The sequence below is a fragment of the Treponema parvum genome (assembly GCF_017893945.1).
GTDB lineage: Bacteria > Spirochaetota > Spirochaetia > Treponematales > Treponemataceae > Treponema_D > Treponema_D parvum_A.
Window position 1 is genome coordinate 2,328,789 of record NZ_CP054257.1, and the last position, 24,595, is coordinate 2,353,383.

Annotated in this window: 26 protein-coding genes; 22 read left to right on the plus strand and 4 right to left on the minus strand. The window is 45.6% G+C overall.

The features are described from left to right. Positions 1 to 168: 168 nt before the first annotated feature. Complete coding sequence (locus HRI96_RS10275) at positions 169 to 1,566, minus strand: ATP-dependent 6-phosphofructokinase (RefSeq protein WP_210117266.1); 1,398 nt, start codon at positions 1,564 to 1,566, stop codon at positions 169 to 171. Positions 1,567 to 1,835: 269 nt separating this feature from the next. Between HRI96_RS10275 and HRI96_RS10280 the strand changes: the two genes are divergently transcribed. The 15 genes from HRI96_RS10280 (at position 1,836) to HRI96_RS10350 (ending at position 14,573) form a co-directional block, all read left to right on the plus strand. Further along, positions 1,836 to 2,786, plus strand: a complete 951-nt coding sequence (locus HRI96_RS10280) for a TAXI family TRAP transporter solute-binding subunit (protein ID WP_210117267.1) — start codon at positions 1,836 to 1,838, stop codon at positions 2,784 to 2,786. Between the two features lie 2 nt (positions 2,787 to 2,788). After that, on the plus strand, positions 2,789 to 4,654 hold the full coding sequence (locus HRI96_RS10285; protein ID WP_210117268.1) for a TRAP transporter permease: 1,866 nt from the start codon (positions 2,789 to 2,791) through the stop codon (positions 4,652 to 4,654). An 80-nt stretch (positions 4,655 to 4,734) separates the two neighbouring features. Further along, positions 4,735 to 5,667, plus strand: coding sequence for an amidohydrolase family protein (locus tag HRI96_RS10290; protein WP_210117269.1), 933 nt, complete (start codon positions 4,735 to 4,737; stop codon positions 5,665 to 5,667). A gap of 12 nt (positions 5,668 to 5,679) precedes the next feature. After that, entirely contained in the window at positions 5,680 to 6,684 is a 1,005-nt protein-coding gene (locus tag HRI96_RS10295) for a LacI family DNA-binding transcriptional regulator (protein WP_210117270.1), read from the plus strand. A 182-nt stretch (positions 6,685 to 6,866) separates the two neighbouring features. Beyond that, positions 6,867 to 7,250, plus strand: a complete 384-nt coding sequence (locus HRI96_RS10300) for a VanZ family protein (RefSeq protein WP_210117271.1) — start codon at positions 6,867 to 6,869, stop codon at positions 7,248 to 7,250. A 77-nt stretch (positions 7,251 to 7,327) separates the two neighbouring features. Beyond that, positions 7,328 to 7,927: a Type 1 glutamine amidotransferase-like domain-containing protein gene (locus HRI96_RS10305; RefSeq protein WP_210117272.1), complete on the plus strand. Its 600-nt coding sequence runs from the start codon at positions 7,328 to 7,330 to the stop codon at positions 7,925 to 7,927. 262 nt (positions 7,928 to 8,189) lie between these two features. Next, on the plus strand, positions 8,190 to 8,798 hold the full coding sequence (locus HRI96_RS10310) for a DUF4405 domain-containing protein (protein ID WP_210117273.1): 609 nt from the start codon (positions 8,190 to 8,192) through the stop codon (positions 8,796 to 8,798). Between the two features lie 17 nt (positions 8,799 to 8,815). Beyond that, positions 8,816 to 9,763 carry an L-lactate dehydrogenase gene (locus HRI96_RS10315; protein WP_210117274.1) on the plus strand — a complete coding sequence of 316 codons (948 nt, stop codon included), beginning with the start codon at positions 8,816 to 8,818 and terminating at the stop codon, positions 9,761 to 9,763. Between the two features lie 197 nt (positions 9,764 to 9,960). Next, positions 9,961 to 10,251: a cupin domain-containing protein gene (locus HRI96_RS10320; RefSeq protein ID WP_256729221.1), complete on the plus strand. Its 291-nt coding sequence runs from the start codon at positions 9,961 to 9,963 to the stop codon at positions 10,249 to 10,251. 118 nt (positions 10,252 to 10,369) lie between these two features. Further along, positions 10,370 to 10,843 carry a flavodoxin gene (locus HRI96_RS10325; RefSeq protein ID WP_210117275.1) on the plus strand — a complete coding sequence of 158 codons (474 nt, stop codon included), beginning with the start codon at positions 10,370 to 10,372 and terminating at the stop codon, positions 10,841 to 10,843. A 53-nt stretch (positions 10,844 to 10,896) separates the two neighbouring features. Then, on the plus strand, positions 10,897 to 11,397 hold the full coding sequence (locus tag HRI96_RS10330) for a cyclophilin-like fold protein (RefSeq protein ID WP_256729222.1): 501 nt from the start codon (positions 10,897 to 10,899) through the stop codon (positions 11,395 to 11,397). A gap of 328 nt (positions 11,398 to 11,725) precedes the next feature. After that, a complete protein-coding gene (locus HRI96_RS10335; protein ID WP_256729223.1) occupies positions 11,726 to 12,361 on the plus strand; it encodes a flavodoxin in 636 nt (211 codons plus the stop codon). A gap of 20 nt (positions 12,362 to 12,381) precedes the next feature. Continuing rightward, positions 12,382 to 12,834 (plus strand): MerR family transcriptional regulator, encoded by a 453-nt coding sequence (locus HRI96_RS10340; protein ID WP_210117276.1) that lies wholly within the window; start codon positions 12,382 to 12,384, stop codon positions 12,832 to 12,834. Between the two features lies 1 nt (position 12,835). Beyond that, the gene (locus HRI96_RS10345) at positions 12,836 to 13,327 is read left to right on the plus strand and encodes an aminoacyl-tRNA deacylase (RefSeq protein ID WP_210117277.1); all 492 of its coding nucleotides are present in this window, start codon (positions 12,836 to 12,838) and stop codon (positions 13,325 to 13,327) included. Positions 13,328 to 13,538: 211 nt separating this feature from the next. Further along, positions 13,539 to 14,573 carry an NAD(P)H-dependent amine dehydrogenase family protein gene (locus tag HRI96_RS10350; protein ID WP_210117278.1) on the plus strand — a complete coding sequence of 345 codons (1,035 nt, stop codon included), beginning with the start codon at positions 13,539 to 13,541 and terminating at the stop codon, positions 14,571 to 14,573. Between the two features lie 94 nt (positions 14,574 to 14,667). Here HRI96_RS10350 and HRI96_RS10355 read toward each other — a convergent pair whose 3' ends face one another. The 3 genes from HRI96_RS10355 to HRI96_RS10365 all read right to left on the minus strand — a co-directional run bounded on the left by HRI96_RS10355 (position 14,668) and on the right by HRI96_RS10365 (position 18,795). Then, positions 14,668 to 16,761: a methyl-accepting chemotaxis protein gene (locus HRI96_RS10355; protein ID WP_210117279.1), complete on the minus strand. Its 2,094-nt coding sequence runs from the start codon at positions 16,759 to 16,761 to the stop codon at positions 14,668 to 14,670. A gap of 499 nt (positions 16,762 to 17,260) precedes the next feature. Continuing rightward, complete coding sequence (locus HRI96_RS10360) at positions 17,261 to 17,443, minus strand: BrnA antitoxin family protein (protein WP_256729332.1); 183 nt, start codon at positions 17,441 to 17,443, stop codon at positions 17,261 to 17,263. Positions 17,444 to 17,448: 5 nt separating this feature from the next. After that, positions 17,449 to 18,795, minus strand: a complete 1,347-nt coding sequence (locus tag HRI96_RS10365; RefSeq protein WP_210117280.1) for an FAD-dependent oxidoreductase — start codon at positions 18,793 to 18,795, stop codon at positions 17,449 to 17,451. 290 nt (positions 18,796 to 19,085) lie between these two features. Here HRI96_RS10365 and HRI96_RS10370 point away from each other — a divergent pair, with 290 nt between their 5' ends. The 7 genes from HRI96_RS10370 (at position 19,086) to HRI96_RS10400 (ending at position 24,563) form a co-directional block, all read left to right on the plus strand. Next, positions 19,086 to 19,550, plus strand: coding sequence for an NfeD family protein (locus HRI96_RS10370; RefSeq protein ID WP_210117281.1), 465 nt, complete (start codon positions 19,086 to 19,088; stop codon positions 19,548 to 19,550). A 170-nt stretch (positions 19,551 to 19,720) separates the two neighbouring features. Continuing rightward, on the plus strand, positions 19,721 to 20,641 hold the full coding sequence (locus HRI96_RS10375; RefSeq protein ID WP_210117282.1) for an SPFH domain-containing protein: 921 nt from the start codon (positions 19,721 to 19,723) through the stop codon (positions 20,639 to 20,641). A 9-nt stretch (positions 20,642 to 20,650) separates the two neighbouring features. Further along, positions 20,651 to 21,838: an HD domain-containing protein gene (locus HRI96_RS10380; RefSeq protein ID WP_210117283.1), complete on the plus strand. Its 1,188-nt coding sequence runs from the start codon at positions 20,651 to 20,653 to the stop codon at positions 21,836 to 21,838. A 78-nt stretch (positions 21,839 to 21,916) separates the two neighbouring features. Beyond that, positions 21,917 to 22,759 (plus strand): MerR family transcriptional regulator, encoded by an 843-nt coding sequence (locus HRI96_RS10385; RefSeq protein ID WP_210117284.1) that lies wholly within the window; start codon positions 21,917 to 21,919, stop codon positions 22,757 to 22,759. Between the two features lie 304 nt (positions 22,760 to 23,063). Next, the gene (locus tag HRI96_RS10390) at positions 23,064 to 23,321 is read left to right on the plus strand and encodes a hypothetical protein (RefSeq protein ID WP_210117285.1); all 258 of its coding nucleotides are present in this window, start codon (positions 23,064 to 23,066) and stop codon (positions 23,319 to 23,321) included. Next, a complete protein-coding gene (locus HRI96_RS10395) occupies positions 23,321 to 23,698 on the plus strand; it encodes a hypothetical protein (RefSeq protein ID WP_210117286.1) in 378 nt (125 codons plus the stop codon). The genes HRI96_RS10390 and HRI96_RS10395 overlap by 1 nt, the downstream gene beginning before the upstream one ends. Positions 23,699 to 23,894: 196 nt before the next feature. Then, positions 23,895 to 24,563, plus strand: coding sequence for a GntR family transcriptional regulator (locus tag HRI96_RS10400; protein WP_210117287.1), 669 nt, complete (start codon positions 23,895 to 23,897; stop codon positions 24,561 to 24,563). The last annotated feature ends 32 nt before the right edge of the window (positions 24,564 to 24,595 follow it).

Sequence of the window (24,595 nt, forward strand, 5' to 3'; positions counted from 1 at the left end):
CAAGCCGATTACCTAAAAACTACGGGGCTGAAAGCCGGAACGCCGCGGGAAGGATAATGTCCGTGAACGCGGCCGAAACCCCGCCTTGAGCATCTTATTTTCAAAACTCGAAATTGAACCGCAGCAAATACACTCTCATCTCTCTGCAAAAGCGCTTTCTACCCGGATCTATTCCCCTTTGGACATTCCTTCCATGCTCATCTTTTCCATGCGCTCAAGGGCGGACTTCATATTGTTCACCATGAGTATCGGCTGTCCCGTTGCGTCCAAGGTATCGCGCCACATGGAGCCTTCGGGGTCTACTCTCTTTCTCTGCTTTGTTACCATTTTTATCGGCAAATGCACGTATTTGTCGTGAACAAGCCCTACTACCATCTTTGTTTTTCCGGCCATCGCCGCATGAACGGCGTTGTTACCGAGTCGCTCGCAATAGATAGAATCGTTAGCATTTGTTACGGCGGCGCGAATCTGATAGCTGGGATCAATATACTTGAGATTTATGTGGATTTTTTTATTTGTAAAATATGTATTTATTTTGTCTCTCAGGAATGTGCCGAAATCCGCAAGTTTTTTATTGCCCGAATCGTCTTTTTGGTTGGTCGCATTTAAAAGCTCTTGGCCCGCGCCTTCGGCAACCACGATCACCGCATGATGACGCCGTTCAAGACGTTTTTCAAGATTCATCAAAAATCCGTTGGGACCGTCAAGGTCGAAAGGTATTTCGGGAATAAGACAGAAATTTGTTTCATGGCTCGCAAGGGACGTCGCCATGGCGATAAACCCCGATTCCCTTCCCATGAGTTTTAAAAGACCGATACCGTTTATTTGGGAATGCGCTTCCATGTGAATACTGCTCACCGCTTCTCTTGCCTTTTCGACGGCAGTTTCAAATCCGAACGAACGGTCTATAAATTCAATATCGTTGTCAACCGTCTTCGGAACTCCTATTACTGCAACTTTAAGACCGCGTTTTTCAATTTCGCAGGCAATGTCGTAAGCTCCGCGAAGCGTTCCGTCGCCGCCTATAACATAAAGCTGATTTATGTTCAGGCGCTCTATACAGTCTACAATATCGATTACACGGTTTCCGCCGCCCCGACTGGTGCCCAAAAACGAACCGCCTATCTTATGGATTGTATCAACGTTTTCAGGAGTAAGGGGTATCGTGTTAAAAGCGTATTCGCTTAAAAATCCTTTGTAGCCGAACTGAAAACCCATAATGCGACGCACTCCGTAGCGCATGTAAAGACAACGGACGACGGCGCGTATTACGTCATTCAATCCAGGACAAAGACCTCCGCAAGTACATATAGCCGCATTTACGTGAACAGGATCAAAATAAATTTTTTCACGCGGGCCCGCTTTTTGCATAAGGTTATTCGAAGTAAGATCGTCTTCGACTTTGGAATCATAAAAAATATTTATATTCTGCCGTACAAAGGCGGAATCCTTTACATAGTTCGCTCTAAAATCGCCGTGCGTATGCGAAAGTTCGATCGGCGAAGGAACCTTGCATTGTCCCAACTGTTCAATTGTAAAATCATTAAAATGAATGATATCGGCCATCACTGTCTCCTTGGGAAATTTCAACAACAGGATACCCCTATTGCCCCAAATTTTCAATCGTTTGACGGAAATTTGACATAGTTTGGCGGAAATTTTATATCGGTAGACCGGAATTTTAGCATATCGACTTATATTTTATGCGGATTATACTGAAAATTTTTAATTTTATAATTGACAATTTTTAAAATGCGGGTATAGAATAAAACATGTTATGCAAACGTTTGCATAACCCATTCCGGCCATCGGCCAAAATTTTCAGGAGAAAGATTATGGGAAAAAGAACAATTACGGTATTGTTGACAGCACTTTTTACACTCGCTGTATTTGCAAATGGGAAACCCGACTCAGGTTCAGGTACGCCGAAATTCATCACAGTCGGTACGGGAGCTACTGGCGGGGCATTTTATCCTATAGGCGTAGCGGTTGCCTCCGTTATTACAAACAATTTGGATATTGACGCTACGGCGCAGGTTACCGGAGGCGCATTAGAAAATATCGAACTTGTACAAAACAAGACTATCGATCTTGGAATTACTATGGGAAATTCCGCACAGGAAGCCTATGAAAAAAACGGATATACAAATATAAACGCCTTATTCGGCGGGCTTTCAAAAGGTTTTTTCCAGATAGTGGTTATGAATGACAGCCCCATCAAGACTATGAGGGATTTGATCGGACGAAAAGTATGCATGGGTCCTGCCGGCAACGGCGCGATTTCGGTTGCGGAAACCATATGGGGCGCATACGGCTTTAGCATTACCGATGTAAAAGCGACCTATCTTTCATATGACGACGGTATAAGGCAGCTTACCGACGGAAACTGCGATGCGGTTGTAGTTCAGGCGGCAATTCCCTCAGCTGCCATACAAGAGCTGGCGGCGTCTTCAAAAGCATATCGTCTGATTCCTGTAGATGAAAACGTCGCAAAGACGCTTTCGGATAAATACCAATACTTTGGTTACGGAAAATTGCCAAAAGCAATATATCAAAACAATCCTTCGGACACTATGACAATGTATATAATAAACATGATGATCGTCCGCGCAGACTTACCCGAAGATACGGTTTATAATATTACAAAGTCTTTGTTCGAAAATATTGAAACCATAAAAGCTTCTCACAAAGCTGCCAGCGGTATTACGCTAAAGGACGCTGCAAGAACTTCCGTTCCCCTGCATCCGGGTGCACAAAAATATTTTAATGAAGTAAAAGTGAAATAATTATGTTTGACGATAAAATCAGAACAAAGCTCTGTCGTTACGTATTTATCGTTGCGGCGCTATTATACCTTTACACATCGGGCTTCGGTTCCTTTTCAGAAATGACGCATCGCGCTCTGCTTGTTGCAGTATGCGGTTTTTCAGTGTTTTTAAAAAAACCGTTTAAAATCGGTAAGGATAAAAAGCAAAACCTCTTCACACGAATGCTGGATTGGCTTTTTTCCGTAGGATTTACAACTGCATGCATATACATCATGTGTATCTGGAATTCCAGAACCAGCAAAATAGGAGAAGCCCCGCAAACCGATATATGGATGGGAATTTTAATGATTGTGCTGTTGCTCATTGCCTCTTACAAGACAACGGGCTTACCGCTGGTGATTACCTGTATTGTATTTTTGCTATACGCAAAATTCGGCCCGTATTTACCCCGGGTGATCGCACATAGAGGAGAATCTTGGAGCCGAATAGCACAATTTATGTATGTGTCCACAGGAAGTATTTTCGGCATTCCTGTCAGTATAGCCGCCACATACATAATAAGTTTTGTTATTTTTGGAGCCTTTTTGGAACGTTTCGGGGCGGGACAATGGTTTGTAGACATTTCCTATGCCGCAACGGGAAATTACCGCGGCGGTCCTGCAAAGACAAGCGTCATATCCAGCGCGTTAATGGGCATGATCTCAGGTTCTCCGGCGGCAAACGTTGTCACTACCGGAGCGTTTACAATTCCGCTGATGAAACGCATGGGGTACAAGGATTATGAAGCGGCCGCAGTAGAATCGGTCGCATCCACAGGAGGAATGTTTACTCCGCCTATAATGGGCGCTGCGGCATTTTTAATGGCTGAATATTTGAATATCTCATATGCAAGCGTAGCAAAGGCCGCAATCCTTCCGGCTATCCTATACTACATATCAATCTTTTTAGTAGTTGACGCTATCGCAGTAAAAAGCAATCTTCTTGGAATTCCCAAAAATGAGCTTCCTAACGCAAAAAGCATCATGAAGGAAAGAGGGCAACTTTGTATTCCTATTATTCTCGTAATAGCAGGTATAATAATCGGATGGAGCGCAATGAAAGTGGCTTTCTGGGGCACTGTTTCCGTACTTTTGGTTGCCTGTATAAAAAAAGAAACCCGCCCTACTTTAAAAGGTATTCTTGAAGCCTTGGAAAGCAGCATAAAAAATGTTTCCGGCATTGTAATCTCTTGTGCGGCCGCCGGTATAATAGTCGGCGTAATTTCCATGACAGGCCTTGCTACAAAATTAAGTTATACTTTGATCAATATTGCACACGGAAACATTTACATAGCTGCAGTCCTTGTTGCCTTTATTACAATAATCCTCGGATGCGGCATGCCGCCCACGCCTACATACATAATTTTAGCCACAGTTTTAGTCGGTCCTCTTACAAAGATGGGAGCTTCGGCTATCTCAGCTCATATGTTTATATTTATGTTCGCTTCAATAGGCGCTCTTACTCCTCCGGTAGCTATCACAGCGTATACGGCGGCGGCAATTGCAAGATCGGATCCTAATAAGACCGGATACCGCGCATTCCGCATGGGACTTGTAGCTTACATAATCCCGTTTATTTTTCTTCTGAACCCGGCTTTGCTTCTTACGGGGAACTTACCGATTGTGGCTATGGCTGTAATATCGTCGATTATAGGAATTTTTGCACTTACGGGCGCAGTTGAAGGGTATATATTCCGTTCATGGGCAGCTGTATCCAGAATACTTCTTGCCTTAGCGGCCATACTCCTGTTGATCCCCGGGAGCATCACCGATATTATTGGAGCGTTGCTTATACTTATCGCCTTTTTTCTGAGCAAAATCGCAGATACTAAAAAGAGGACATCTTGATGCGCTGTATAGATATGTTTAATCACTACCTTCCGAAGAGCTTTTACGAAAAAATAACAGCTTTGGGAGGTAACGCCCACATGATGACGCGTGCTTCCCGTATGCCCGCAATGAGCGACCTGTCTTACCGCCTGCGTCTTATGGATACGTTTGAGGGTTATCAACAGATTCCGTGCATAGTAAGTCCTAGCGTAGAGCAGCTGGTACCTGAAGACAAGACCGCCGAACTGGCTAGAAGTGCGAACGAATCATTCTATGCGCTTTGTCAAAAATATCCGGATAAATTTCCGTCCTTTGTCGCCGTTCTGCCGTTGGACAACATGGATAAAGCGGCTAAGGAAGCCGAGTTTGCCGTTACTCAGTTAGGCGCCGCCGGTGCGCAGATATTTACAAACCAAGGCGGAGCGGCGATCGACAGCGACGAATTCTACAAACTATATCATGTCCTAGACGATTTGGAAGCAGCTTTATGGGTACATCCGGCTCGAACTCAGAACCAGCCCTACTATAAGAATGAAACGGAAGAACGTTATGAATTGTGGTGGACGATGATGTGGCCCATTGAAACAACTATGGCGGCATCACGTCTTGTTTACTCAGGTATAAATCAAAGGTGTCCTCGCCTAAAAGTAATCCTACATCATGCAGGAGGAATGCTTCCCATGATGGAAGGCAGACTGGAAAACGGACTAAAGCTGTACGGAACTCGTACCGCACAGGACAAAAAGGATTTAACGGAATCCCCGATTAAAGAAAAATGTCAAATCGATGAATTCCGCAGACTGTACGCAGATTGCGCGACATTCGGCAGTAAGGCGGCGATACAATGCGGAATAAATTTTTTCGGGGCGGGACACATGGTATTTGCCAGCGACATGCCGTTTGATCCCGAAGATGGATTCGGGTATGTAAGAAGAACGTTAAACGACATAGCGAATCTTCCTATAACTGAAAAAGAAAAAGACGCGCTTCGCTATACGAACGCACTTAAGATTTTAAAGCGTATTTTTTAAACGGATGACACGATGAACAGAGCAAAAGACGTTGCCCAATTATGCGGCGTTTCCATAAGCACGGTTTCCCGCGTGCTTGCAGGAAAAACTTGCGTAAAAGAAAGCACCCGTAAACGAATATTGGAAGCGGTAGAAAAAACCGGCTACAGGCCGAATATCATGGCGCAAAATCTTAAACTGGGGAAAAACAGCGTCATTGCCATAATAATACCGTCCATTGACAATCTCATCTATCCTCCGCTTGTCCGCGGTATCGAAGACGTTGTAAACGAACAAAACTATATAGTTACCGTTTGCAACACGGACGAAGATGAAGAAAAAGAAACGCATTTTATTAACCGGTTTCTTAACAGAGGTCTGGCAGGCCTGATAGTTGCGACGCTCCGTAAAAAAAGCACACAGATAAAAAAATTTAAAGATAAAAATTTTCCTATTGTGCTTACAAACCGTGCATATGACAAATCGTTCGATACCGTCGTCGTGGACAATCATCAAGCGGCTTACAAAATGATCAACGTGCTGATTTCCGGCGGTTGTAAACACATCGCCTACGCTTCGGCCGATCCCGACCTTTTTTTGTACGAACAGCGCTTTTGCGGCTATAAAGACGCCCTGCAGGACGCTCACATCCCGTTCAAAAAAGAATATGTGATGGAAGACAACGGAGATCCCAATTCTCTTTACGGCAAAACAAAAGACCTGCTGAAAAATCACCCTGAAATTGACGCCGTCGCCGCTTCCAATGACTTTAGAGCGTTCGTCATATCGCAAGCGGTGACGGATATGGGATTTCGCATCCCTCAGGATATTTCTGTGACGGGGTTCGACGGCATCGAAGTAGGCAAATACATGACGCCGTCTTTGACGACGGTATATCAGCCGCTGCGGGAAATGGGCGCATGCGCGGCAAATAGGCTGCTTGAACAAATAAATCACAAAGAGCAGACGGGCTCGTTTCTTCCGCCCGAAACGATAGTTTTACCCACTGAGATCATATTGCGCCAGTCAACCAGATAAGAGTTCAGTTCCGCGAGCAGAAGAATAGCGCATTGCCTTATCGCAGCGCCGATTTTCGCTGAACATCGGCATATTTCACCGCGGAGCTGATAGGTGCATTTATTGCAGATCCAGAGTATTTTTCCATTCCCTCTTGAAGCGCCGTTGTAAAACAGAGTATTTTATTTTACGGAAGGTTTGCAATGATAACGCAAAAACACATAGATTACGTTATGCGCTTTATGTCGTGTATAACGGCCGTAGCTATATTTTCACTTTCGGCACAGGAAAAACTGCCGCTGCCGGGCTCTATTTTGTTTCCGGGATCGGACAAACTTTTACACGCGTTCGCGTTCGGGTGCTTCGCATTTGCTTTTTCATATTGGCTAGATCGCGGAAAATGGGCGGTAAACCCGCACATATGCGTTTTCATAGTCTGCATCGCAGGCGCAGTCTACGGCGTAAGCGATGAAATTCACCAAATATTTGTGCCCGGCCGCGACGCTTCAGTATACGACTGGATCGCCGACTGTGCAGGAACTTTTTCAGCCGCGCTTTTACGCATGAGACTTACGCGGCGCAAATAGAACATGTATGCAAAAAGCTCATAGTCCGTTCATGCAATTTTAAGATAAAATTTGAATTTATAAGGAGCGTTATAGTCATGAACTTATTTTTATGTTCGCATTTTTCAAGCGTCGGATCTATAGTCAAAGAACAGATCTCCGGAAAAAAAGTTGTTTTTATTCCTACCGCATCGCTGCACGAAGGATACACGGGATATGTAGGTTCGGCTCGTAAGTTATTTGAAAAAATAGGCGCGCTGTTGACGGAAATTGATATTTCAACCGAAGAGCTTTCAAAAATAAAAATACTGTTTGAAGATGCCGACGTCATTTATTTTACAGGCGGCAATTCTTTTTTTCTTATCGACCAATTAAGAAAAACCGGAACGGATAAACTTCTCAAACAGCAAATTGAAAAAGGGAAATTGTTTATCGGAGAGTCTGCAGGTGCCATCATATGCGCGCCGACAATTTCTTATATTGAAAAAATGGATCCCGTTCCGAAAGATTATTCGCAAAGCGATTATGCAGGATTAAATCTTATCGATTTTTACATTCTGCCGCATTATCTTACCGCGCCGTTTAAAAAAGTCACGGCGGAAATTATGCAAGAGTTTTCGGAACTTGAAATATGCGCAATCAATAACTCCCAAGCGGTTATTATAAAAGACGGTACAAGAAATATCGTGGCCGTATAAGCGGCGTAAGAACTTGACTCTAACAATTTAGCCTGAATGTTCCGATTTACGCAAAGTCGCTTGTAGAAGTTGTTTACAGGTCGCACATCCGTGAACGACAAAGCCGCCCTAAATTGTAAAATACGGAACCTCGGAATTTGTGCAATTTAATTAAAAACCTGTATAATATCATCTACGGTCGAGGCGAAAAAACCGGAATTGATAAAATAAAAGCGGACGCCCCGCAATATTTCAACCTGCAATATTTCTAAGGAAAACAAATATGATTAAACAAAGCACGGCCAGAATGATTATCGACAGCGCGATGACCATCATTTCGCTTATGCTTTTAGGCGGGAATTATTTTTTCCCGTGGACAGGAGTCCATGAAATTTTGGGGGTGTCGTTGTTCGTCCTGTGGGGCATCCACGTTGCGCTGAACCGCCGCTGGTACGGATCGCTTTTAAAAGGTTCATACCGCCCGATCCGCATTATGCAGTCAACAGTAAACTGCGGCATCCTTGTGTGCGCTCTCTTTTTGATGATAAGCGGCGTCATGCTTTCCCAGCACGTCTTTGTGTTTTTGGGGATCGACTTCGGCGCGAACTTTTCGCGCATAGCGCACCTTTTGGCAAGCCACTGGTATTTTTTGTTTATGTCGCTGCACATCGGCCTGCACGTACAAACGATTGCAATGAAGGAACAAAACGGCACGACCCGGTCTTCCGCGCGGCTCAAATCGATTGCGCTTTATGTGCTGCTTGTTCTTGAAGAGCGCACGGGTACATCGTCCTTCAATCCTGAGCTTTCCGGGCCTAGGGCAACTCATTTTAACGGAAGTTTGTGCAAACCATTTCCCTTGTCTAAAAACACGCATATCAGTATGTTTTAGGCGGAGGTACTACCCTTATGGATGAAAAGAAACGCAAAGTTACCGTAGTGGGAGCGGGCGCTGTGGGTTCGACTTTTGCCTACGCACTGGCGCAAAGCGGTTACGCGGACGAAATTGCGATAACCGATATGAATAAAAATTTTGCCGAAGGACAAGCTCTCGATCTTGTTCAAGGTTTGCCTTTTTTGTCGCAGGTCGACATACACACGGGAGACAAGGCCGACTATGCCGACAGCGACATTGTCGTGGTTACGGCGGGAGCGAAACAGCAGAGCGGCGAAACCCGTATTGATTTATTAAAACGCAATGCCGCTATTATAACCGGCATTGCAAAAGACATTGCCGAAAGCGGCTGCAAGGGCGTCATGCTTATTGTGAGCAACCCTGTGGATATTTTAACGCGGGCGGCACTTTCGGCTTCGGGTTGGGAACGCGGCAGAGTTATAGGCTCCGGAACGGTTTTGGATACCGCCCGTTTTCGCTACACGCTCAGCAAAGAATGCGGCGTCGATGCCCGCAATATTCACGGCTACATTTTGGGCGAACACGGCGACAGTGAATTTGCCGCATGGTCGATGACATCCGTCGGAGGAAGGCGCATAGACGAATATTGCTCAGGCGGCGTATGCAGCTCAGGCCCGTATTTCGACAAAGCGAAAATTCTTGAAGAGGTAAGAAATTCAGCATATCACATTATCGACTACAAAGGTTCAACCTATTATGCAGTCGGCTTGGCTCTCACAAGGATAGCCGGCGCCATTTTGCGAAACGAGCGCAGCATTTTGTCCGTTTCGATGACGCTTGACGGAGAGTTCGGACTTAAAGACGTTTGTTTGAGCGTGCCGTGCGTCGTCGGCAGGAACGGCGCCGAACGGGTTATCGAAGGCGTCCTTCCCCCTGAAGAACAGTCTGCATTGGAAGCAAGCGCAAAGCGGCTCAAAGAAGTCTTTGCCGATATGGGGTAGCAAAAACCGTTCCTGTTTTGCCGCCGGCAGACCCTTGACTTAAACCTAACTTTAACTTGTATATTAAAATGTATGGCATGAAGGCGCGCCGTCGGACGGCAGTGCGTCTTTTAACGGCGAGATGATATTTTCGGAAAGATTCGAAACATCGCAGATTTCTTGCCGCGCTGGCTGCGGAACCTATTCCGACTTTTAACGTGACTTTCGAGCCGGGGTGCAGAAATAACTGGCATATTCATCGCGCAAAAACAGGCGGAGGCCAGCTGTTGATTTGTGTGTACGGCCGCGGCTGGTATCAGGAATGGGGAGAAAAACCGCGGGAACTGCACACGGGCGATATTGTTAATATTCCCGCAAACGTAAAACACTGGCACGGCGCGGCAAAAGATTCGTGGTTTCAGCATATCGCGCAGGAAATTCCCGGAGAAGAAAAACAAAACGAATGGTACGAACCGGTGGATGAAGGTCAATACGTAATACTGCCTTAAAGCGCTTTCATAAATCAGCAGATTGGTTGAAGTCCGCCGTACAAACGGTTCCGCCTTCTTTAACTTTGAGTTTTACCTTTCGGCAAAACATCGCTTAATCGTTTATTAGGAGAAAATTATGGCTAAAAAATTAGTGGCGTTTTTCAGCGCGTCGGGTGTAACGGCTCAAGTTGCGCGTAACTTGGCGGAAGCGGCCGGTGCGGATCTATATGAAATAAAACCTGCCGTTCCCTATACAAAAGCGGATTTGGACTGGATGAACAACCGGTCCCGAAGCAGTGTGGAAATGAAAGATAAATCGTCGAGGCCGGCGATAGAGGACGTTGACGCCCACGTTGCAGATTACGATGTAATTTTTATCGGATTTCCGATTTGGTGGTATATCGCCCCGACGATCATCAACACCTTTCTTGAACGCTATGATTTCAGCGGGAAAAAAATCGTGCTGTTCGCCACATCGGGCGGAAGCGGCTTCGGTAAGGCGGTTGAAAGTTTACAGCCGAGCGCGCCGAAAGCAAAAATCATCGAAGGTAAATTGCTGAACGGGCGGCAGGATAAAGCCGCGCTTGCAAGCTGGGCTTCGCAGTTTTAATAATTTGATCCGATATAAGATCATTTAAACGCTGAAAGGAAAATTTATAAACTATGATAAAAAAGATGATAAGCGTGATCTTCGCCATGTGGTGCGTTGCGGCGATTTGGGCGGCCGATCCGTTTACGGGCGGCGGCAAGGACGCACAGGCAGTCCGGACAGCAAATACGGGCGCGGCGGCAGCTGAAGGAGACACTATGAAAATAACGATTACGGTAAACGGCAAAACGCTCACGGCTTCTTTGTTCGATAATTCTTCCGCCCGTGCGCTGGTCGAATTGCTGCAAAAAGGAGAGGTTACGATCGACATGCACGACTACGGCAATTTTGAAAAAGTCGGCGAACTTCCGGTAACCCTTCCGCGGAACGACCGGCAGATAAGCACGGATTCAGGAGATCTGATTTTATATCAGGGAAAATCCTTTGTTATATACTACGATAAAAATTCGTGGAATTTTACGCCGCTGGGAAAACTGGAAGGAATAGATAAAGCCGAACTTAAAGCCCTGCTCGGCGCTGGCAACGTTACGGCCGTACTGAAGAGAGCAGAGTAATATATAGAAAAACACTCGCAATTTTTGCGAAGAAGAAATTCGCGCTTTGCGCTTGTTGCAAGCCGGCATTGCGCGAAATCACGGTATTTTATATAGGAGAAATGATAAAAAGCGCCGTCTGAAATATCGCCGTCGCTTTTTATCTCGAGTTTGCATGGATGTTTGCGTAAAGTATGTATACGCATCGTTTTGAAAAAAATGAATATGATACATTATATTTTCGTAAACTCGATTATTTATTGCGCTTTCTCAACTGATGTTTGCGAAAGCGCGGAAAAAACTTTTTCGAAAGTTGAAACTTTCTGCAAAAGTTTTTTTAAGAGATTTTATGAAAAAGATTCGTATGTTGACGGCGGCGCTTGCGGTGCTGCTGCCGATTATTACGGTAAACGGCGCTGCAAATCTGTTTGCGCAAACAACGCTTTCCGGTGCAAAAAAGGACGCAAAAATTTTGGTCGCGTATTTTTCCCGCGCAGATGAAAATTACAATGTAGGCGTCATCGAAAAAGGCAACACGCAGATCCTTGCCGAATTTATTGCCGACGAACTGAAGGCGGACACGTTCCGCATTCAAACCGTTACGCCTTATCCCAAAGCGTATAAAGCGTGTACCGACACAGCTATGGCCGAGCAAAAAAAGAAAGCGCGGCCCAAACTTGCCGGAACTCTTCCGAATTTGAGTGAGTACGATATTATCTTTTTGGGCTATCCTATCTGGTGGGGAGACTTACCCATGGCCGTTTACACGTTTTTGGAAGGCGGCGATTTTGCGGGAAAAACGATTATTCCGTTTTGCACGCACGAAGGAAGCGGAGACGCCGGGACGGCGCGGCGCATAGAATCGGCTTGTCCAAAAGCAAAAGTACTGCCTGTTTTTTCCATGCGCGGACAGACGGCGCAAAGATCGCAGGATGCCGCAAAACGCGACACCTTGAAATGGCTAGGCGGCATTAAGCTTAACTAGAAAAGACAAAAGAGGACCTAATGGAATACACGATAGGAGAGACGGCGAAGCGTTTGGGAACGACGCCGTCGGCTTTGCGCTACTATGAAAAAGAAGGGCTTTTGCCCTTTGTTAAGCGGACGAGCAGCGGAAAACGGGTGTCCACGGAAGAAGAGTTGGAATGGCTTTTGATCATAGGCTGTCTAAAAAAAACCGGATTGTCGATCAAGCAGATCCGGGACTTTATAAGACTGGTTCAAAAAGGCGATACGACCATTAAGGAACGGAAAAATCTTTTTTATAAGCAGAGAGAAATAATTGAAAAACAGATTGCCGAATTGGAAGCGAACCGTTCGATTTTAGATTACAAATGCTGGTTTTATGAAACGGCCGAAAAAGCGGGTTCGATCGAAGCGCTTTCCCGATTAGGTGAAAAAGATATTCCGGGCGGTTTACGTTCGGCTTACAAAAAAATCAAAAACGGACACTTGTAATATGAAAAAGACGAACGCAATGAGAATTCTTGACGGACTTAAAATTCCTTATGAAGTAAAAAGCTATGACGACGACGGAGAGCACTATCTGGAACAAGGAGCCGCAGAGCGAATTTCGGAAAAATTGGGGCTTGACGCAAGGTGCGTATTTAAGACGATAGTAATGCGTACGGACACAAAGGAAATCTGTATATTCTGTCAGAACGCATTGCATCAAATAAATTTGAAAAAAGCGCGAGCCGCTTGCGGGGCCTCGGAGGTTTTTCCCGTAAAATCGGAAGAGCTGCTGCCTCTTACAGGTTATGTGCGGGGCGGCTGCACTCCGCTTGGAATGCGTAAAAAATACCGCACGTTTATAGATAAATCCGCGCTTGATTGCAAAAAGATCTGCATTTCCGCAGGAATTCGCGGCGAACAGATTATCCTTTCTCCACATGACCTGATAAGAGTCGCCGATGCGCAATGCGTCGACTTGATTTTGGAAAGTTCCTGATTTTCGGCTTGACACGGCACGAGCCTAAAACCGTACCTCTAAGTTTTTCTTTATTCGGTACGGCAGGCAAAGCACATCTGCTAAATTTTTCTTGACCTTATACTTAGTATAAACTTTACAATAATATCCGACGGGCGGCGTTATGAATAAGAGCGCCGAAAGTCGGCCTCTGTAACAGTCCGCCTGAACAAAAGTTCTTATGGGGGTAAGTATGGGTCAACAGAAAATTCGTGTAGTACAGTACGGATGCGGCAAGATGAGCAAGTGGACGCTGCGCTACTTGTATGAAAACGGCGCCGAAATCGTCGGCGCGATCGACGTCAATCCCGCCGTCGTCGGAAAAGACGTAGGCGAATATGCGGGCTTGGGATTCCCGATCGGAGTGGTTATCAGCGACGATGCCGACAAAGTGCTTGACGAATGCGACGCGGACATCGCCGTTATGACGCTGTTCAGCTTTATGCGCGACATGTATCCGCACATGGAAAAATGCGCGAAGCGCGGCATAAACATAATCACAACCTGTGAAGAAGCGATTTATCCGTGGACAACCGCCTCTGCAATCACAAATAAACTCGATAAATTGGCAAAAGAAAACGGATGCACAATAGTCGGCGCGGGAATGCAGGATATCTATTGGATAAACATGATTGCCTGTGTGGCAGGCGGCGTTCATACAATCAAAAAGATTGAAGGTGCCGTAAGCTATAACGTGGAAGATTACGGACTCGCCCTTGCAAAAGCGCACGGAGTCGGATTGACCACTGCCGAATTCGAAGCGCAGATAGCGCATCCTGAAACGCTCGAACCGTCGTACGTGTGGAATTCGAACGAATGTCTGTGCAACAAGATGGGATGGACGATCAAATCGCAGTCGCAAAAATGCGTGCCGTATTTTTATGATACCGATCTGTATTCCGATACGCTCGGAAAGACGATACCGAAAGGCAACTGCATCGGCATGAGCGCAGTCGTAACGACTGAAACATTCCAGGGACCGATCATTGAAACTCAGTGCATCGGCAAAGTGTACGGAAAAGACGACGGCGACATGTGCGACTGGAAAATACTCGGCGAACCCGACACGACATTCTTTGTCAAAAAACCTGCGACGGTTGAACACACATGCGCAACGATCGTAAACAGAATTCCGAGCGTGCTGGAAGCGCCGCCCGGCTATGTAACGGTAGATCTGCTTCGTCCGCTTGAATATCTGTCCTACCCGATGCATCTGTATGTAAACTGAATGTCGGCCGTATTTTGAAATCAGTGCGGCGGTTTCCCGCCAATGCGGAAACCGCCGCAGTCAGCCACGCATCCGATCGGCGCGTGCAGGTTACTTACACCTTAAACTTTCCGACTTCTTCCGCCAGGCTCTGAATGCTCTCCTTATTTTTTTGGGTGGCCGTGTTTACTTCCTGCACGGCGTTGTTTATCTGAATGGCGCCTGCAGCCATCTCGTTCATGCTCTCCGTGATAACTCTTGTAAGCTCTTCCAGTTTTCTCATCTCTTGAGCGACCCCTTCCCCTCCTTTAAGCATCTCCTCAGAGCCCTGTTTTACCTCTATCGTTACGGTATTTATGTCTCTGATTGCGGTAAGTATTTCCTTACTGCCGTTTTCCTGTTCTTGCATGGCTTCCGTTACGCGGTCGCTCATCGATTTTGCCTGCTCGGCAAGGCTAAAAATAGTATTGAACTTTTCTTCCGCCGTCTTAGACGAGTTAGACAGAGCTTCAATTTCACCTGAGAGATTTTTAAGAGTGTTGGTTATCGTTTTACCGTGTTCTGCAGAATCTTCGGCTAGCTTTCTTATTTCGTCTGCGACGACTGCAAAGCCCTTTCCTGCATCCCCTGCGTGAGCGGCTTCGATCGCGGCGTTCATTGCAAGTAAATTTGTCTGTGAAGCTATGTTTTGAATAACAGTACTCGCTTCAATTAAGCTGCCGGATTCTTCTGCGATCTTTTGAGTTATGCTGTTTGCACTGACGACGGTGCTTTTACCGTCGGCCGTAGCGTCGGCAAGAGTTTTAATTACGCTATCGTTTTTTTCAAGAGTCTGTCCTATGGACGCTATGTTGCCTACCATCTGTTCTATTGCAGAAGAAGACTCTGTTACGCTTGCAGCCTGATTTTCGATACTTGAGTTCAATTGGTTTATCGTGCGGACTATTTCTTCGATCGTAGCGGCGGTTTCCGTAACGCTTGCGGATTGTGTCAGAGCCTGCTGTTTTACGCCGTCGATGTTAGCGCTGATTTCGTGTACCGCGCTTGCAGTTTCGGTCATGTCGGCAGCCAGAGTATTACCTATCTCTTCCATAACGCTGCTGTTTTTGCCTACCGTTTTAATTGATGAGCCGATTTTAGCTATGGTTTGATTAAAATATTCAGCCATGTCGGTAATTTCATCGTTACCGGTTACGCCTAGGTGCACCGTTAAATCTCCTTCGCCCTGAGCAATGTCTTTTAAGGCTCCTACGGCGACGGATATCGGTTTTACGATTTTACGGGCGACAAAATACACGACAATCAGTGCGATAGCCAAGACAATTACACCGATAGTTATAAGCGAAACGCACAATGCGTTTACGGCACCCATAAACTCTTCTTCAGGAGCGTTAATGATAATTGTCCAATCGGTTGTCTTCATCGTAGCGTAAGAAGCGATCTTACGAACGCCGTTATATTCATAAAAGCCGACCGACGGTTCATCGATTTCTATCGCCGTTTTTTCGAAGTCTGCAAGGGATTTATAACTTGCGTCGGTTTTTGCCATCCCCAGTACATTCTCCATACTTTGTACTCGATTAAAATCTTTCACTGCAACGGTAGTTCCCGTAAGTCCCAAAATGCAACAATAACCTGTTTTGCCTACGACAATATCTTCAACTTCTTTAGAAAGATTGGAGGCTTCGACGGTAGCAAGCAAAACGTCCGTTATTTTGTGATCGTAATTGTAGATGGGAACTGCAAACACGATGATAAATACCCCGTCCAAGCGGGAAACGAGCGGCTCTGAAACAAAGTTTTTTCCTTGCGATGCTGCAATAAAAAAATCTCGTTGAGAAACATCCAGTATTTGTCCGTCGGCTGTGTGCCGTTTTCCGTTCATGTCGGCTAAATCCATCCTGTGAATTTTGTCGTTGAACGCCGCTTCTTCTTTTAAATAAGCTATTTTTTCCCTGTACGAAACGCCGGGATCCAGCAGAATGGGGGAACGGGCTACTCCTTCGAAAAATTGAAAAAAAGCGTTCACTCGCCCGTCGACAATTTCAGCCGTATCGGTTGCCTTATCGATAAGATGTGTTTCCACTTTTTCAATGACCGCTTTGCGGGCCGAAAGGACTGCGAGTAAAATTTCAACCGCCGATGACAGGGCGATTAAAAGTCCGAAAACAATGATGAGTTTGTAACGTAAGGAAAATCTCTTTTTCATATAATGCCTCCAAAACAAGAATTCCTAATATTTGTAAATGATTGTTATTTAAATTTGCGTATGCGTATTTCGCCTTGGTCGTCTGATATGTGACGATATTGAATGGGTTTTTCTTTTGTATTTACAGAGCTTGTACTAAAAGATTTCCGTTCGGTGATAGAAAGACAAGAATTGATAAGGTCTTTGTTTTTTGATAAAAGCTCCTGATATTTTGCAAGAAGATCGCTGTATTTATAAGCTAGGTTCTGATAACTTTGTAATAAGCGGTTACAAGAAGAAATTAAATCGTCATAATTCTTTACCGTACTATCTACAGTAATGGGCTCATTTTTCGGGGGGGGGGGGGGGTAAATAGTCTACATAATAACGCATAAAATTTCAATGATATTCTCCTATTTTCTATAATAATATAATCACATGATTTGTAATATGAAAAGGAAAATCTTTTTATTTTTTATGACGATTTTTTTGTTTACAAAGTTTTCGGCGCGATCTGTTTTTATGCAGGGCTCGCCATTCCATAGCAACAATGCGGTGCATGTACAACGCGAATATTACAATTGTTAAACGGTGTAACTATATCTCTCAGCGTACTACTTAATACTTCATTTATCATGGTTTGATATTTTACATTATTTTTCTTTGCCGACGCTTTAAAAAATGCAACACTTTCGCTGTCCAGCTATCCTAGAGCGAAAACAGGTCGTTTAAACCTTCCGACATCGTCGGATGCGTGTAGATAAAATCGCGAAGCGCCGTATACGGCAGATTGTTGTCCATGGCGAGCTTTATCGCATTGATGATTTCATGGGATTCCGCGCAAAAGAGCGCGGCGCCTAAAATCAAACCGGTTTTATTGTCGATGAGCGCTTTGAGCATGCCTTCGCTCTTTTTCAAAACTTTCGCTTTCGGGACAGCCGCCGCATTCATTTTCACAACGCGGTAATCGAGTTTTTTCGCGTCCGCTTCTTTTTCCCCGATCCCTGCTTTGGAATACGGCGGGTCGATAAAAACCGAATACGTAAAAGCGCCCCTGTTTTTTGTCGTACGATATTTTGTTCCGTACATATCCGATAAAATTATCCGCGAATCGTCAAGCGAAATATACGTAAACTGCAGATTGCCGCATACGTCTCCCGCCGCCCAGATATTCGGAGCGGAAGTCCGCAAATGCTCGTCCGCCGCGATCGCGCCTTTTTCAGTGAGCGCAATGCCCGCTTTTTCCGCGTGCAGCGCATCGACATTCGGCCGCCGGCCGACCGCCAAAAGCACGGCGTCTCCTGCAAGGCTGCATTTTTTCCCGTCTTTTATATAAGTGAGATTTGCGCCGTCGATGCGTTCCGTTTGCGCAGCGGTGATAATCTTAACGCCTTTGCTTTCAAGCGCGCTCCTGATACTCTGTGCAATGTCTTCGTCTTCTCTAGGAAGAAATGTATCTTCCCGCTGCACGATCGTTACCTTTGAACCGAAGTTCGCATACATCGAAGAAAATTCCAAACCGATATATCCGCCGCCGATGACGGTCAACCGCTCCGGCAGTTCGGTTAAGTCCATGATACTTTCAGAAACGTAGACATGAGGATTGTTTTCCGTCCGTAAAGCGGGCGGGATAAACGGATACGACCCCGTGTCGATGACGAACTTTTTCGCTTCAAGCGGCCGTATTTTTCCGTCGGGACCGGTCACTTCGACGGAAGCAGCATTTAAAAATGAAGCCGTGCCGTCTATGACGTCCACGCCCGATTCGATCAGTTTATTGTAATTGGCTGTCCGCAGCGCGCCGGTCAGCATATTTTTATTTTCAACCGCAGTTTTATAGTATTGCCTTTGCAGCGCAAAATTTTCTTCGGGAGCAAGAGCCGCCTCGGTGATCAGCCGTTTCGAGGGAATACAGCCGACGTTAATGCACGTGCCGCCGTACATAGCCGAATCTTTTTCAACGAGGGCGACGCTCTCTCCTTTTTTCGATAATGCTGCGGCAAGCGTCTTTCCGGCTTTACCGAAGCCGATGATAAGTGTATCGTATGTTTTCATAATGGAAACATTATATGTGTTTTAATGAAAAATAAACAGCGTTGCGGCCGGCAAAACGCGCCGTAAAAGCAGTGCAAAAGCGGAACGCTGCAAGCCGTAACGGAGCGGAGCATGCGCAGAACGCAAACGTGCATTCGCGGCGCGCGGGGAGTATGCGGCGAGGCGCGTACACATCGGCTAAGCGCATCTACATTCGACCGCTGTGCGAGGGGACATAGCAAACGCGCGAAGCACAAACTCTCAACAGTGCGCGCATACACAAACAACATTTTTTATGCTACACTTAAAACATGCCGTTGCTCGTTTTAAATAATTTGCCGTGGTTTTGGCTCATCATCGTAATCCTCTGCATTGTCATAGAATCGCTTACAATGACGCTGACGACGATTTGGTTTGCCTGCGGAGCTTTTGCGATGATTTTTTTGTCGCTCGCACCGCTTCCGTTTAAGTGGCAGCTTTTTATCTTCGTTGCGGTTTCGCTTTTGCTTCTGATTTTTACGCGGCCTCTTGCGGCAAAGAAATTTGCAAAAAAAACGCCTACCAATGCGGACAGACTTATAGGTAAAAAAACTCTCGCCGTGCAGCGCATAACGGAATTTGAAAAGGGCGCGGTAAAGGTGGGAGACGTTGTATGGACCGCGCGATCGGAAAACGGAGATACTATCGAAAAAGGCGCCGAATGTAAAATCGTGCGGCTTGAAGGCAATACCGCCGTTGTGAAAAAAATTGGAGGAATGATAAAAAGCACCGTCTGAATGGCCGTTGCTAAAGTCCGGAGACGAAAAACGCCGAAGCGTTTTTCTTTTATTGGAGACACTTGCGATTTCTGCGCATTGCTCGAAATCGCAGCGTTTTTTTTTTGGAAACTGAAATTTGCTCGAAGCTTCGCTGCAGGTTCCTGCAAAAGTTTTTATGGAGGAGAAACATGAATTTTTATGTTGTCATAGCGTTGGTTATTGTGGTGATGATTCTTATCATCACGAATATTCAAATCGTTCCGCAGGCGAGAGCCTTTGTGCTTGAGCGGCTCGGCACTTATATTACGACTTGGCAGACCGGGCTCCATGTAAAGGCGCCGTTTATAGACCGCGTCGCAAACAGGGTGTCTCTTAAAGAGCGTGTGCTCGATTTTCCGCCGCAGCCTGTCATTACAAAAGACAACGTTACGATGAAAATAGACACCGTCGTTTACATGCAGATTACAGATGCGAAGCTCTACACCTACGGCGTTGAAAACCCCATGCTTGCGATCGAAAATTTAAGCGCGACCACGCTGCGCAATATCATCGGAGAATTGGACTTGGATGCGACGCTTACGAGCCGCGACGTCATCAACACGAAGATGCGTTCTATACTCGATGAAGCGACCGATCCGTGGGGTATCAAAGTAAACCGCGTTGAGGTAAAAAACATCATGCCGCCTGAAGCGATCCGCGAAGCGATGGAAAAGCAGATGAGGGCGGAACGCGAACGCCGGGAAAAGATCTTGATCGCCGAGGGACAAAAACAATCCGAAATTCTCGTTGCCGAAGGCCAAAAACAGGCGCGCATCCTTGAAGCCGAGGCGCAAAAGCAGGCTATGATTCTTCACGCGGAAGCTGAAAAAGAAGCGCAGATACGTAAGGCCGAAGGCGAAGCTCAGGCCATCCGCGAAGTGCAGCAGGCTACTGCCGCCGGTTTGCAGATGATAAAAGACGTTCACATAGACGAAGCCGTCGTCAAACTTCGCAGCCTTGAAACGCTTGAAAAAGCGGCGAACGGACAGGCTACAAAGATCATAGTTCCTGCGGATTTTCAAAATCTTGCGGGCGTGGTGTCGGCCGTGAGCGAAATAGGCAAAAAGTAAAAATGCAATATGTACGCGCCTAAGACGGAACCGCTGTCGATCAGAGCTTATCACCGTATATTATCGCCCGAATCGCCTGATTTTATTGGCGATTACATACGGCTCCCGATCTTACAGCGGCTTTCAGGTGTAGGACTTTTATGCGGCACCGATTGGACGCCTCTTTACCGAAACAGATTTTATTATTCCCGGCTTGATCACAGTGTCGGCGTGGCTCTTATACTTTGGCATTTTACACACGACAAAATACAGACGCTGGCCGGTCTTTTGCACGACGTTTCGACACCGGCTTTCAGCCATGTTGCGGATTTCAGAAACGGCGACGCGCTCACACAGGAATCGACTGAAAGCATAAATGCCGAAATGATAAAAAGCGATAAAGAACTATGCGTCCGCCTTCATGCCGACGGCATTCCGCCTGAAAGCGTAGCCAACTATCACATTTATCCTCTGGCGGACAATAAGCTGCCTCGCCTTTCTGCGGACAGACTGGAATACATGTTTCCTTCAGGCGCCGCTCTTGAAGGAAGCTGGAATCTTTTTGAAATTGCAAAAACGTACAACGATATCGTTCCCTGCGTAAATGAAGACGGAGAAGCCGAGCTTGGATTTAAGACAAAAAAAATTGCGGAAACATATTGCAAAAAATTCTGCCGCACGGGGCATCTTTTGCAGCTGAACGAAAACAAGCTCGCTCTGCAGCTCCTTGCTGAAATTATCGATAAGGCCATAGCGCTCGGCTTGCTTAAGGAAAGCGATTGCTACGAAAAAACGGAACGCGAGATTATTTTGCGCATGGATTCATATCTTAATCCCGGCCTTGATTCCTATGCGGCAAAAAAAGCCGGACAGCCGCCTAAATGCAGAGCCGGTAAACTCTCGCACGACGCCTTCATTCGTGAGCCCGCCGATTTTTCGCACAAGCTTTCCCGAATGGAAGAATTTATTAAACTCTACCGCACGTTCCGAAAGATGACGCGCATCAAACATACTGAAAAAGAGCTTCCGAATCATTTTTGTGTGTCCCTTGACGTAAAAAAACGATATATAGACCCGCTTGTTTTATGCGGCGGATCGGGAACCGGCGGCACGTGCAATGCAAAACGCCTTAGCTGCATTTCAAAAAAAGCGGCAAAGCTCATAGAAAACTTTCTTTTATGGCGCGACACAAAATACGGGTGCGTCAAATATGTTTAACCGCGAGTTTTCAAAAAAACTCGCATATAGCGTGCGCGCATGCGCATAATTTCGGCCGCTGAATTTTAAGGAGGCGATATGGAAAATTATTTGACGATCGGGCAAATGGCAAAGCTTAATCGCATTTCCGAACAGACGCTGCGCCTTTATGAAAAAAAAGGACTTTTAGTTCCTGCGGCAAGGGACGAATTGTCCGGCTACCGCTTTTACGATATACGCCAAAGCGCCGTTTTGGACATGATCCGCTATATGAAGGCGCTCGGAATGAATCTTAAAGAGATCAAGATGCAGCTCAACGAAAAAGATATGTACTGTATGCATGAGATCCTGTTGCAGCGGCAAAATCAGATAGACAGAGCTATAGCGGATTTGAAATGCCAGCGGCGCGCAGTGCAGCGCACGCTTGAAAGTTTTGAGCGTTACAGTTATGCGCCGCCCGACGGAACGATCATTCTTGAGTATATCGGAAAGCGTTTTCTGTACATCGTCGACTCGGGAATAAACGTATACGACCACGATTTGGGCACTTACGAAAAGATGCTGCGGGATTTGAAAAACGAATTGGAAACGCACTGTCTTCCGCAGACATATTTTTACAATGCCGGAACTGTTTTACGAAAAGAAAATTTATTGAAAAAAAATTTTTATTCGTCGGAAGTGTTTGTCTTTGTCGACCGGCAATTCGTTCCCGAAGAATTTATCACTGTGTTAAATCCCGGCATGTATCTATGCATCTATTGCGACAATTTTTATAAAGAAAAGGACTATATAAACCGCCTTCTTGAAGAAATACACAAACGGCGTTACGTCATTTCAGGGGACTATCTTTGTGAAGAGATTTCCGACATCGCTATGGCATGGAAAAACGAGCGGGACTTGTTTTTACGCCTGCAAATTCCTATTGCGTTCGAGGCCGGATAAAAAAGCTATGCCGGCACGGCCTTAACCGCCGCCTGCAGGGCAGCCGGTTCATTCCGACGTACCCGACGGAACAGTTGTCGCGGAAATCCCGCGGCAATTTTACACCTGTAAGCCCGCGCAAATGCTGCCCACCACCATTCGTCAGGCGGCCGCAGCGCCTTGCAACGAGCACAAAGCATGCGGGTGCAACGTTCACGTACAAACGGCAGAACGCCGCATGACAGGAAGTTCGTCTGATACTTGATTTTTTTTATATTTGAACTTATGCTTTAACAGTGGGATTTCCCACCGACAAGGAGGGATTATGCCGGCAACGACCGTAAGATCCTATGACACAAAGATAGACTCAAAAAAAAGAATAACATTGCGAAACGTATTATACGAATACTTCCATGTAGAAGAATATGACGACGGAAGAATTTTGCTTGAACCTCGTGAACTTACAAAGCCCTTTCAAGTTTCAGAAAATACTCTGAAAATGATGGATTCAAGCATGAAAAATTTCAATAAAGGGCTCGTTTCAGAACCTGTTGATTTTTCTTCATACGAGACTATTGAGTAATGTTCAATATCAGAATGGGAATTCCCGAAATGAAAGAATTTTGGGACGATTTGGAAAAGAAAGTCAAAGCTGGTATTGCTAAAAAAAATGAAGTTGTTTTGTTCGAAAAATTGGTCAGCTGCTTTAAGAAACTTTCATCCGACCCGAAATATCCCGGACTTTGCACACATGATATTGAAGCACTGACGAAACGATATGAAAAAAGAGTTTGGCAGTCATATTTGGAAAACGCTAAACCTGCCGCCGGTAGAATTTTCTGGGTGTATGGTCCAAATAAATCCGATATTACGATAATCGGACTCGAGCCGCATCCGAACGATAAAAAAGATGCTTATCGGAAAATAACGCTTTCGGGCATGGACAATAGGGATAAGTAGCGCGCCCAAGAGTTTTTACGCTGAAGCCATGCCGGCCGCAGCGCCTTGCAACGAGCACAAAGCGTGCGGAGTGCAACGTTCACGTACAAACGGCAGAACGCCGCACGCGCGCTGCAAAAATGTACGCGCATAAAAAAATAAAAAACTTGCATTCTGATATATTAGTATGTTATTATAGTCTGTAAGAGAAACGCTTATGCAAATGAAACGACTTACCGCCTCGGATCAGATATATGAGATATTGCGCTCGCAGATCCTTTTTTTGGAATTGAAACCCGGCGAAGATCTGAATATGCAAAAACTCCTTACACAGACGGGCATGAGCCGTTCTCCTCTACGAGATGCGCTTTTAAGACTGCAAAAAGATAATCTCGTCGAAATTTTCCCGCAAAGGGGATCCCGCATATCAAAAATTAACCTTAAGCAGGTGGAAGTCGAACGTTTTATGCGCTTAACGATGGAACTTGCCGTAGTCCCGTCGTTTGCGGAAATTTGCGCGAAGGAACATCTGTTTAAAATGCGCACGGCGATCGAATCCCAAAAAATCGCGCTGGAAAACAAAGATTACGCAGGATTTTTAAATAACGACGATTCGTTTCACAAAATAATATTTATTGAAACGGGAATGGAGCGCTTGTGGAATATTTCCCAAAACCAATCGGGCAATTACAGGCGCATACGCTTTTTATCGGGCAACATTCCCGGAGTTTTAAATAAAATTTTAGACGAGCACGAAATGATAATGGAAGCTTTTTCAAAAAAAGACGGCAAAAAAGCATTGGAGCTTGAAAAAGCGCATCTTACCAAACTGCTCACGGAATTGGATATTATGATCGAAAAATATCCCGACTATTTTGAAGCCTGATTACACTAATTTTAATCTAATTTAAATTTTGT

Coding starts and splice junctions, on each gene's coding strand:
- HRI96_RS10275 (WP_210117266.1), bottom strand. CDS start 1,566: ATGGCCGATATCATTCATTTTAATGATTTTACAATTGAACAGTTGGGA.
- HRI96_RS10280 (WP_210117267.1), top strand. CDS start 1,836: ATGGGAAAAAGAACAATTACGGTATTGTTGACAGCACTTTTTACACTC.
- HRI96_RS10285 (WP_210117268.1), top strand. CDS start 2,789: ATGTTTGACGATAAAATCAGAACAAAGCTCTGTCGTTACGTATTTATC.
- HRI96_RS10290 (WP_210117269.1), top strand. CDS start 4,735: ATGATGACGCGTGCTTCCCGTATGCCCGCAATGAGCGACCTGTCTTAC.
- HRI96_RS10295 (WP_210117270.1), top strand. CDS start 5,680: ATGAACAGAGCAAAAGACGTTGCCCAATTATGCGGCGTTTCCATAAGC.
- HRI96_RS10300 (WP_210117271.1), top strand. CDS start 6,867: ATGATAACGCAAAAACACATAGATTACGTTATGCGCTTTATGTCGTGT.
- HRI96_RS10305 (WP_210117272.1), top strand. CDS start 7,328: ATGAACTTATTTTTATGTTCGCATTTTTCAAGCGTCGGATCTATAGTC.
- HRI96_RS10310 (WP_210117273.1), top strand. CDS start 8,190: ATGATTAAACAAAGCACGGCCAGAATGATTATCGACAGCGCGATGACC.
- HRI96_RS10315 (WP_210117274.1), top strand. CDS start 8,816: ATGGATGAAAAGAAACGCAAAGTTACCGTAGTGGGAGCGGGCGCTGTG.
- HRI96_RS10325 (WP_210117275.1), top strand. CDS start 10,370: ATGGCTAAAAAATTAGTGGCGTTTTTCAGCGCGTCGGGTGTAACGGCT.
- HRI96_RS10330 (WP_256729222.1), top strand. CDS start 10,897: ATGATAAAAAAGATGATAAGCGTGATCTTCGCCATGTGGTGCGTTGCG.
- HRI96_RS10335 (WP_256729223.1), top strand. CDS start 11,726: ATGAAAAAGATTCGTATGTTGACGGCGGCGCTTGCGGTGCTGCTGCCG.
- HRI96_RS10340 (WP_210117276.1), top strand. CDS start 12,382: ATGGAATACACGATAGGAGAGACGGCGAAGCGTTTGGGAACGACGCCG.
- HRI96_RS10345 (WP_210117277.1), top strand. CDS start 12,836: ATGAAAAAGACGAACGCAATGAGAATTCTTGACGGACTTAAAATTCCT.
- HRI96_RS10350 (WP_210117278.1), top strand. CDS start 13,539: ATGGGTCAACAGAAAATTCGTGTAGTACAGTACGGATGCGGCAAGATG.
- HRI96_RS10355 (WP_210117279.1), bottom strand. CDS start 16,761: ATGAAAAAGAGATTTTCCTTACGTTACAAACTCATCATTGTTTTCGGA.
- HRI96_RS10365 (WP_210117280.1), bottom strand. CDS start 18,795: ATGAAAACATACGATACACTTATCATCGGCTTCGGTAAAGCCGGAAAG.
- HRI96_RS10370 (WP_210117281.1), top strand. CDS start 19,086: ATGCCGTTGCTCGTTTTAAATAATTTGCCGTGGTTTTGGCTCATCATC.
- HRI96_RS10375 (WP_210117282.1), top strand. CDS start 19,721: ATGAATTTTTATGTTGTCATAGCGTTGGTTATTGTGGTGATGATTCTT.
- HRI96_RS10380 (WP_210117283.1), top strand. CDS start 20,651: ATGTACGCGCCTAAGACGGAACCGCTGTCGATCAGAGCTTATCACCGT.
- HRI96_RS10385 (WP_210117284.1), top strand. CDS start 21,917: ATGGAAAATTATTTGACGATCGGGCAAATGGCAAAGCTTAATCGCATT.
- HRI96_RS10390 (WP_210117285.1), top strand. CDS start 23,064: ATGCCGGCAACGACCGTAAGATCCTATGACACAAAGATAGACTCAAAA.
- HRI96_RS10395 (WP_210117286.1), top strand. CDS start 23,321: ATGTTCAATATCAGAATGGGAATTCCCGAAATGAAAGAATTTTGGGAC.
- HRI96_RS10400 (WP_210117287.1), top strand. CDS start 23,895: ATGCAAATGAAACGACTTACCGCCTCGGATCAGATATATGAGATATTG.